The sequence below is a fragment of the Cupriavidus sp. FW305-26 genome (assembly GCF_058787975.1).
Genome location: NZ_JBYTAH010000129.1, coordinates 1 through 9,126, shown reverse-complemented (window position 1 = coordinate 9,126; position 9,126 = coordinate 1). Strand labels below are relative to the sequence as shown.

The 9,126-nt window shown below is 69.2% G+C and carries 9 protein-coding genes and 1 pseudogene; 6 read left to right on the top strand and 4 right to left on the bottom strand.

The features are described from left to right. Positions 1-144: 144 nt before the first annotated feature. Positions 145-627, top strand: a complete 483-nt coding sequence (locus AC3WQZ_RS34895; RefSeq protein WP_010813722.1) for an Lrp/AsnC family transcriptional regulator — start codon at positions 145-147, stop codon at positions 625-627. On the opposite strand, the gene AC3WQZ_RS34890 is transcribed toward AC3WQZ_RS34895, so the two are convergent. Continuing rightward, a complete protein-coding gene (locus AC3WQZ_RS34890) occupies positions 624-1,079 on the bottom strand; it encodes a MarR family winged helix-turn-helix transcriptional regulator (RefSeq protein WP_058696677.1) in 456 nt (151 codons plus the stop codon). The two genes, AC3WQZ_RS34895 and AC3WQZ_RS34890, sit on opposite strands and share 4 nt — an antisense overlap. 17 nt (positions 1,080-1,096) lie before the next feature. Further along, on the bottom strand, positions 1,097-1,654 hold the full coding sequence (locus tag AC3WQZ_RS34885; protein ID WP_010813720.1) for a flavin reductase family protein: 558 nt from the start codon (positions 1,652-1,654) through the stop codon (positions 1,097-1,099). A 156-nt stretch (positions 1,655-1,810) separates the two neighbouring features. On the opposite strand from AC3WQZ_RS34885, the gene AC3WQZ_RS34880 reads away from it, so the two are divergent. The 5 genes from AC3WQZ_RS34880 (at position 1,811) to msrA (ending at position 7,194) form a co-directional block, all read left to right on the top strand. Next, positions 1,811-2,881, top strand: a complete 1,071-nt coding sequence (locus tag AC3WQZ_RS34880) for a 2,5-dihydroxypyridine 5,6-dioxygenase NicX family protein (protein WP_058696676.1) — start codon at positions 1,811-1,813, stop codon at positions 2,879-2,881. Continuing rightward, on the top strand, positions 2,878-3,699 hold the full coding sequence (locus tag AC3WQZ_RS34875) for an alpha/beta fold hydrolase (protein ID WP_010813718.1): 822 nt from the start codon (positions 2,878-2,880) through the stop codon (positions 3,697-3,699). Before AC3WQZ_RS34880 ends, AC3WQZ_RS34875 begins: the two co-directional genes overlap by 4 nt. A gap of 88 nt (positions 3,700-3,787) precedes the next feature. Beyond that, positions 3,788-5,041 carry an acyl-CoA dehydrogenase family protein gene (locus AC3WQZ_RS34870; protein ID WP_011615843.1) on the top strand — a complete coding sequence of 418 codons (1,254 nt, stop codon included), beginning with the start codon at positions 3,788-3,790 and terminating at the stop codon, positions 5,039-5,041. Further along, a complete protein-coding gene (locus AC3WQZ_RS34865) occupies positions 5,038-6,573 on the top strand; it encodes a class I adenylate-forming enzyme family protein (protein ID WP_010813716.1) in 1,536 nt (511 codons plus the stop codon). The genes AC3WQZ_RS34870 and AC3WQZ_RS34865 overlap by 4 nt, the downstream gene beginning before the upstream one ends. A gap of 78 nt (positions 6,574-6,651) precedes the next feature. Next, on the top strand, positions 6,652-7,194 hold the full coding sequence (msrA, locus tag AC3WQZ_RS34860) for a peptide-methionine (S)-S-oxide reductase MsrA (RefSeq protein WP_010813715.1): 543 nt from the start codon (positions 6,652-6,654) through the stop codon (positions 7,192-7,194). A gap of 58 nt (positions 7,195-7,252) precedes the next feature. Here msrA and AC3WQZ_RS34855 read toward each other — a convergent pair. Both AC3WQZ_RS34855 and AC3WQZ_RS34850 read right to left on the bottom strand, forming a co-directional pair. Then, positions 7,253-7,942: pseudogene (locus AC3WQZ_RS34855) on the bottom strand (CoA-binding protein); the annotation flags it as partial. A 170-nt stretch (positions 7,943-8,112) separates the two neighbouring features. Next, a partial coding sequence (locus AC3WQZ_RS34850) for a DUF72 domain-containing protein (protein ID WP_492294964.1) occupies positions 8,113-9,126 on the bottom strand: 1,014 nt, incomplete at its 5' end.

Genomic DNA, 9,126 nt, shown 5'->3' with positions numbered 1-9,126 from the left:
CCTTTGCAAGGCGCCGTCGTTGTCTGCCTCGATGACGGAAATCATAGTCAAAATTGCCGGCAAGAGGCTTGCTAAATGGACCGTCGATGCGGTCATCTTTCGCATAAAATGCGAAGAATTGATGATTAGTCGAAGGAAATTCGAATGAACCTCGATCCCACCGACCTGCGCATCCTGACCTGCCTGCAGGAGAACGGCCGCATCAGCAACCAGGACCTGGCCGACCGCGTGGCGCTGTCGCCTTCGGCATGCCTGCGGCGGGTGCGCCTGCTGGAAGAGTCAGGGGTGATCGGCGGCTACCGCGCCTGGTTCGACGCCGAGCAGCTCGGGCTGGAGCTTGAGGCGATCGTGCAGGTCTCGATGCGCCATGATGTGGAAGGCTGGCACGACACCTTTATCGCCGCGGTTCAGTCGTGGCCGGAAGTGCTGTCCGCGTACATCATCACCGGCGACAGCAACTACATCCTGCGGGTGCAGGCGCGCAACCTGAAGCACTACTCGGACTTCATCGTGAACCGGCTGTACCGCACCAAGGGCGTGATGGATATCCGCTCGAACATCGTGTTGCAGCGCATCAAGGTGGACAGTTCGCCGCTGGCGATCCTGAAGGCGGCGGAGGGCGCCTAGCGTTGCGTATGCAGCGCAATCAGCTGCTGCAGGGCTTCTTTCAGCAGCGCGCCCTGGCGCGGGCCAAAGTCGTCCAGCACTGCGCGCTCGTGCTGGGCGGCGCGTGCCAGCAGCGGCTGGGCCAGCGCGAGGCCGCGCGGGGTGATCGAGATCAGCGCCTGGCGGCGGTCGGCCTGGCCGGCGCGGCGCGTCACCAGCCCGTCGGCGGCCATGCGGTCGACCAGCTTGGTCAGCGTCGGCTGCTTGGTCAGCGTGATTTCGGCGAGCGTGCCGATGGTGCAGTCGGGGCGGTCGGCCAGCGTGGCCAGCACGCGCCATTCCTGCACGGACAGGCCGCTGGCCTCCACTTCGCGGTGGAATTCGCCCGAGATCAGGTGGCTGGCGCGGGCCAGCAGGTAGGCCAGGTAGCCATCGACAAAGGGCAGGGGGGATTGCGCGGGCAGGTCCGCCATGATGGGCCCGGTGCCGTTCAGAGGTCGAGGGGGGCGGTGGTGGTGAACTGGCCGCCCTGGAATACCAGCGGGCCGTCGCTGCCATCGAGCACGCCGCAGCGCTCGACTTCACCCACGAAGATGATGTGGTCGCCCTCGTCGTAGCGGCTGCGGTTGTGGCATTCGAACCAGGCCAGCGCATTGGACAGGATCGGCAGGCCGGTGGCCGAGAGCCGGTAGTCGACGCCGGCGAAACGGTCGCCCTTGAGGGTGGCGAAGCGCTGGCACAGCTCCAGCTGCGAGGCCGACAGCACGTTGATGATGTAGTGGGTGCCGTCGCGGAACATCGGCAGGCTGTTGGCGCGCGTGGCCATGCTCCACAGCACCAGCGGCGGATCCAGCGACACCGAATTGAACGAACTGGCGGTGATGCCGATGAACGGCGGCGCGCCGGCGGCGACCGACGCGGCGCTGGCGCGCGTAGTGATCACCGTCACCCCGGTTGCGAACTGCGACAGGGTGCGGCGGAAGTGCTGCGCATCGAAATCTGGTGCGGCGGCGCTGGTGATCTGTGGCTGGGCCTCAGGCATGCCCATGGGGGCTCCGCTGGAGTTCATGAAATTTCATATATATTATTCGCGCCATGGGCATCGAGTACAAGCCCGGCGACCACCAATCCGCGATGCGGGCGTTGGCTGGCGCACAAAACCAGGCGAGCCCTGCCGCCATACAAGAACAACCGGAGACAAGTCATGCTCATCGAGCAGATCGAACACCGCTGGCTGGCGGCGTTCCGGCGCACGCTGGAACTCTGTGCCCTGCAGGGTGCGGAAGTCGTTGGAATTGTAACGGAGTCGCAATCCCGCCCTGTCAACGTGGCCTTGGCCGAACTGGCCGTGCAGTCGCTGGGCGCCACCCCGGTGCGGATCCAGGTGCCGACACCGGCACTTGGCGCGCCCGCGCCGGTGCGCTCCACCGGCGCCAGCGATGCCTTGCAGGGCCTCGCGCCGGTGGTGGCGGCCTTGTCGCGCTGTCACCTGGTGCTGGACTGCACGGTGGAAGGCCTGCTGCACGCGCCGGAACTGCCGCTGATCCTGCGCGGTGCCGACGGCATCGTGCCGCGCATGCTGATGGTCAGCAACGAACATCCCGAGATCCTGGAACGCTGCCAGCCCGCCCCGGCGCTGGAAGGCACCGTGCGCGCCGCCATGAAGCGCCTGCGCGGCGCGCGCGAGATGCGCGTGCATTCGCCGGCCGGCACCGAGCTGCGCATCGGCCTGGCCGACGCCCGCGTGGGCGGGGTCTGGGGCTTCTGCAACAAGCCCGGCCAGGTCTCGCACTGGCCCGGCGGGCTGTGCCTGGCGTTTCCGGCCAGCCGCCAGGTCAACGGCACGCTGGTGCTGGCGCCGGGCGACGTCAACCTGACCTTCAAGACCTACCTGCGCGATACCGTGGTCTGCCATATCGAGGACGACTACATCGTCGGCGTCGAGGGGCAGGGCGTCGACGCCGACATGATGCGCGGCTACTACCAGGCCTGGGCCGATCGCGAAGGCACGCGCGATGCGTATGCGGTCTCGCACGTGGGCTGGGGCCTGAACCGGCTGGCGCGCTGGGACGCGATGACTTTCTACGACAAGCGCGACTGCAACGGCACCGAGCTGCGCGCGTTTGCCGGCAACTTCCTGTTCTCGACCGGCGCCAACGAGGTCGCCGGGCGGCATACGCTGGGCCATTTCGACCTGCCGCTGCGCAACTGCACGGTGTCGCTGGATGGCCGCAACGAGGTGGAAGCGGGCACGCTGGTGGAGGTGGCGGCATGAGCGCGACCGCGACGATGCAACGCCACGCCAACGGCATCGCCACGCTGGCCTGGGGCGATGGCCCGGTGGCGGTGGTGATGCTGCACGGCATCGGCGGCGGCAAGGCCGCCTGGCCCGCGCAGGGCGAGGCGCTGGCGCAGGCCGGCTACCGCGCCGCGGCCTGGGACATGCCCGGCTACGGCGACAGCGCCCTGATCGATCCCTATGACTTCGACGGGCTGGCGCAAGCGCTGGCGCCGCTGCTGCAGGCCGAGCGCGACGCCGGCCGGCGCGTGGTGCTGCTGGGCCACAGCATGGGCGGCATGGTGGCGCAGCAGGCCTGCGCGGCCGCGCCCGCGCTGATCGACGGCATGGTGCTGTCCGGCACCTCGCCCGCCTTTGGCAAGGGCGACGGGCCCTGGCAGCGCGACTTCATCGCCGCGCGCACCGCGCCGCTGGACGCCGGCAGGACCATGGCCGAGATGGCCGCCGGGCTGGTGCGCACCATGGTCGCGCCCGATGCCGAGCCACAAGCCGTGGCCTTTGCCACGGCGGTGATGGCGGCGGTGCCGGCGCCAACCTACCGCGCGGCGCTGGGCGCGCTGGTGCGCTTCAACCAGCGCGACGCGCTGCCGCGCATCGCGGTGCCGGTGCTGGCGCTGGCCGGGCAGCACGACACCAATGCCGCGCCCGAGGTGATGGAGCGCATGGCGCAGCGCATTCCCGGCGCCGAATACCGCTGCCTGCCGGATGTCGGCCACCTGGCCTGCATGGAGCGGCCGGCGCTGTTCAACGAAGCGGTGCTGGATTTCCTGCAGCGGCGCTTCCCCGTGCACTGAACCACGCCGCTTCCCGGCAACGCAACACAAGAACCGCCGCAGCGCCGCCACCGCATCCGGCGCGAGCAGGAAAACAGGAGACCGCGACATGCCATCCGGACAGCTCGACTTCATTCCCGCCATCGGTACGGCGGACTTTACCCCGCAACAAGCGCGCCTGCTGGCGCTGGCCAACCGCCTCGGCCGCGAGCGCTTCGCCGCGCGCGCAGCCACCTGGGACCGCGAGGCCAGCTTCCCCTTCGCCAACTATGCCGACCTGCGCGAGGCCGGCCTGCTGGCCCTGTGCGTGCCGCAGGCGTTCGGCGGCGAGGGCGCGGACTTTGCCACCTACTGCATGGTCGGCGCCGAGATCGGCCGCTTCTGCGGGGCCACGGCGCTGACGTACAACATGCATATCTGCTCGACCATGTGGACCGGCGTGCTGTCCGACGGCATCGACATGACGCCTGAGCAGCGCGCCGAGCACGAAGCCCGGCGCGAGCTGCATTTCTCGCGCGTGGTGCGCGATGGCGCGGTCTATGCGCAGCCGTTCTCCGAAGGCTCCGCCGCTGCCGCGGGCAAGGCGCCGTTCGGCACCACCGCGCGCAAGGTCGAGGGCGGCTGGGTGCTGAACGGGCGCAAGATCTTCGCCTCGCTGTCGGGCGCGGCCGACTACTACGGCATCCTGTGCACCGAGGACCGCGGCGACCAGCATCCCGACATGCGCGACACGCTCTATATCGCCGTGCCCGGCAAGGCGGAAGGGCTGACCGTGACCGGTGAGTGGGACCCGATGGGCATGCGCGGGACGGTATCGCGCACGCTGCTGCTCAAGGACGTGTTCGTGCCCGACCATGAGCAGCTGATGCCGCGCGGCGTCTACTACCGTGCCGCGCAGACCTGGCCGGCAATGTTCTTCACGCTGTCGCCGACCTACCTGGGCGTAGCCCAGGCTGCCTACGATTTCACCGTGCAGTACCTGCGCGGCGAGGTGCCGGGCCAGCCGCCGGTCAAGCGCCGCATGTACCCGACCAAGCAGATCGCGGTGGCGCAGATGCGCATCCAGCTGGAAACCATGCGCTCGATCTTCTGGCGCGTGATCCATGAGGCCAGGCCCAATCCGACCAAGGACGAGCGCCTGCGCCTGTACGCCGCGCACTACACCGTGATGGAAGGCGCCAACGACATCGCCCGGCTGGCGATCCGCACCTGCGGCGGCCAGTCGATGCTCAAGGACCTGCCGCTGGAGCGGCTCTACCGCGACTCGCGCTGCGGTGCGCTGATGCTGCCCTGGACCGCCGAGCTGATCCTGGACCGCATGGGGCGCGAGACCCTGTACGAATCCGGCGAGCGCGACGAATGAGCGCCGCCAGCCGCGCCATGCGCGCGGGCGCCGCCGGGCTAGGCGCGCTGCCGGCCATGCTGCATGGCCATGCCGCCGCGGCGCCGGGGCGGCCGGCGTTGCACTACCTGGGCCGCACCTTCACCTACGGCAAGCTGTGGCGGCGCGTCGAGCGTGCCAGCGCCCACCTGGCAGCGACGTGGGGCATCCGCGCGGGCGACCGCGTCGGCACGCTGTGCCTGAACCACGAGTTGCAGCTGGTGCTGCTGTTCGCCTGTGCGCGTGTCGGGGCGATGTTCGTGCCGCTGAACTACCGGCTGGCGCCGGCGGAGCTGCGTACCATTGCCGGCCACGCGCAACTGGCCGCGCTGTTCCATGACGAGCGCCATGCAGGGCTGGCGCAGGAGGCTGGCAGCGGCTGCCAGGTCGCGCATCTCGACCGGCTGATCGACCATCCCGCGCCGTTCGGCGTGGCCCATGCGCCGGTGCCGGACGATGCGCCGCTGCTGCTGGCCTACACCTCCGGCACCACCGGCAAGCCCAAGGGCGCGGTGCATACGCAGGCCGGGTTGCTGGCCAATGCGCGCGCCAGCTGGTGGGCGCACGGCATGACCGCGGACGACCACGTGCTGTCGGTGCTGCCGATGTTCCATGTCGGCGGGCTGTGCATCCAGACGCTGCCGGCGCTGCTGGCCGGGGCGCAGGTCACGCTGCACGACCGCTTTGCGCCGGACGCCTGGCTCGGCGCGGTCGCGCAGGCGCGGCCGAGCCTGTCGCTGATGGTGCCGGCCACGCTGCGCGCGGTGCTTGAGCATCCCGGCTGGCCCGGGGCCGACCTGTCGGCGCTGCGCGGCGTGATGGCAGGTTCGTCGACCATCCCGCTGTCGTATATCGAGGCCTTCCATGCGCGCGGCGTGCCGCTGGGGCAGGTCTATGGCGCGACCGAGACCGGTCCGGTGTCGGTGGTGCTGAAGCTGCAGGATGCGATGGCCCGGCCTGGCTATGCCGGCTGGCCGCAGCCGGAGGCGCAAGTCCGGCTGGCCGGTCCGGACGGTGCCGAGGTGGCGCCGGGCGAGGTTGGCGAGCTGTGGGTGCGCGGCGCCAACGTGATGGCTGGCTACTGGAACCAGCCTGATAACGGCCTGCCCGACGGCTGGTTCCATTCCGGCGACCTCGCGCACCGCGATGCCGGCGGCTGCATCGAAGTCGTCGGCCGCAGCAAGGACATGATCATCTCGGGTGGCGAGAACATCTATCCCGCCGAGATCGAGAACGTGCTGGCCGGCCTGCCCGGCGTGCAGGAGTGCGCGGTGGTCGGCGTGGCCGATGCGCGCTGGGGCGAGGTGCCGGTGGCGGTGATCGTGCCCGCGCCGGGCGCGCCGCGCGACGCGCTGGGCGCGGAGCCGCTGCGCGAACTGCTGGCCACGCGCATTGCCCGCTTCAAGCTGCCGCGCGAGGTGGTGCTGCTGGAGGACCTGCCGCGCAGCGCGCTGGGCAAGGTGCTCAAGCCGCAACTGCGCGCGATGCTGGAGGCGCAGCGCCAGCCTGGCTGAATCTGCTGCAAGGGCGCCAATCTGCGCTTATGCTTGAGGCCGTGACACCACAGACGACAACGCAAGGGGGCGGCGCAAATGGAACATGGACTTGAAACGGCCACGCTGGGGGGCGGGTGCTTCTGGTGCCTGGAAGCGGTCTACCAGCAGGTCGATGGCGTGGTGGCGGTGGAGTCCGGTTATACCGGCGGGCACGTGGATCACCCGACTTACCAGCAGGTTTGCGAGGGGGATACCGGGCACGTCGAGGTGGTCCGTGTCACCTTCGATCCGTCGGTGATCAACTATCGCCAGATCCTGGAGATCTTCTTTGCCATCCATGACCCGACCACGCCGGACCGGCAGGGCAACGACGTGGGGCCGCAGTACCGGTCGGCGATCTTTACGCATTCGGAGGCGCAACGGGCCACGGCGGAATACGTGATGCGGGAGTTGGCTGCCGCCAAGGTCTTTGATGCGCCGATCGTGACGCAGGTCGAGCCGGAGCAACCGTACTGGCGCGCCGAGGCAAGTCACCAGAACTACTACCAGGATCATCCGAGCCAGGGGTACTGTGCCTTTGTGATCTCGCCGAAACTGGCCAAGTTTCGAAAGCAGTTTGGGGGCAAGTTGAGGAAGTAGGGACCGGGCGCTGGGTCGGCGCCAAAAGCCGACCCTAGTTTCCCTGCGCAAACATCGCGTAACCGACCACGGCCGCGGTTTGCGGATCGTCCGCGAGGTAGTCGAGGTAATCCGAATAGTCCAGGCAGGCTTCGTTGCCGGTATTGATGAACTGGTGGAAGCCCACGTCCATCTGCCTTCCTGTGGCGTAGACGATGGCGCAGACGTTGCCGCTCTGGGTCAGCAGGCTCACGGCACCCGGGCCGTCCTGCGGCGGGAACGCGCGGAACGTGGTGGCAAATGCGGTGATGGCGCGCGTGGTCAGGTTGGCCAGCCCCATGCAGTTGGGTCCGGCGATTGCCATGCCGCTCTCGCGGGCGAAGGCCGCAAGTGCGGCCTGGCGCCCGGCACCAGCTTCACCGGCCTCGGCAAAGCCCGAGGCGTAGACGATGGCGGCACGGACGCCGCGGGCATGGCAGCGCTGCAACTGCGGCAGCACCTCGTCCGCGCCGAGCTCCAGCACCGCCACGTCAGGCACCTGCGGCACGGATTCGATATCGGGATAGCACGCCAGGCCGGCGATCTCGGCATAGCGCGGATTGACCGGATACACCTGACCCTGGTATCCAAGGCGCTGCAGGTGGTCCAGCGCCACGCCGCCGATGCGGCTGGTATCGCGCGAGGCGCCGACAATGGCTATCGAGGCAGGATCAAGCAGCTGCGGCAGGGCGGCGCGGCCCGGTGTGCGCGCCGTAGTGGAAAGGGGCATCGTCGTCTCCATCCTTCCTCGGTTGGAAGGTGCCCCGATTCAAGCCGATCGCGTGGGTGGGGACAAGCGCATGGCCTCCAGCTGTGCATATTATGCACAAGTGTTCAGGCGGTGATGGCCGTTGCCTGCGGGAGCGGCCTATCGGCCACTGTGCACTGCCGGCAAGCGATTCACCGCGCCAGCCTCGCAATGATCGACTCGGCCAGCCGCACGCAACTCAGCGGCGCGCAGCCCTCGGCGTTGTTGCTGACAATGACGATGGCAGGCTGCCCCGCGCGCAGCGTGCGTGCCACCACATCGGCAATGGCATGGCGGGTGTCGGGGTCGTCGTCGACGATGCGGTCGAAGGGTGCGTACAGCTTTTCCGCGTAGGCGTAGGGCCGGCCCCCATGCAGCATCCAGCGCAGCACCAGCGGGCCTGGCGCTTCCTCGTCCATCAGCGCCTGCGCCGCGGCCTGGCGCGGCACCGGCGGCAGGCGGTCGCGTGCCGACAGGCAGAAGCGCACCCCGTGGCGGCGCAACAGCCGGATATAGCGTGGCGTCAGCAGTGCTGGGTCGCGCAGCTCTACCGTGTAGCACGCATGCGGGGTGATCGACGGATCGAGTGCCGGCAGCGCGCCCAGGAAGGCATCGAGCCGCTCCAGGAACACGGCGCTGTCGGCCAGCGGACCCATCGGCGACAGCTGGAACAGCAGCGGCCCGCATTTGCTGCCCAGCCCGCTGGTGGCGGGCACGATGAAGTCGCGCACCGCGATCTCGGCATCGAGGAAGGCAGCGTTGGCCAGCCGGCCGGCGCCGTCGGAGCCGCGCAGCCAGGCATCGCAGACGCTGGCGGGCGCCTTGACCAGGAAGCGGAAGCCGTCGGGGACCTGCGCGGCATAGGACAGGTAGTCCGCCAGCGGGATCGGCCCGTAGAAGCCGCGGTCGATGCCGGCGGCACGCAGCAGCGGATGGCGCGAATATGCGGCCAGGCCCTTGCGTGACAGCAGGCTGTCGCCGTACTCGCCGTCATAGACCAGCCCGTTCCAGCCGGGGTAGGCCCAGGAGGATGTGCCGAAGTACAGGTTCGATGGCAGCTGCGCGGCGAGCGCGCACAGGGTTTCGTCCGCCTGTGCGGGTTGCACGCTCTTGCCACGCGCAGGTTTGCCGGAGGGGGCGGCGGGCGGCTCCGCAGGGGCAGGTGG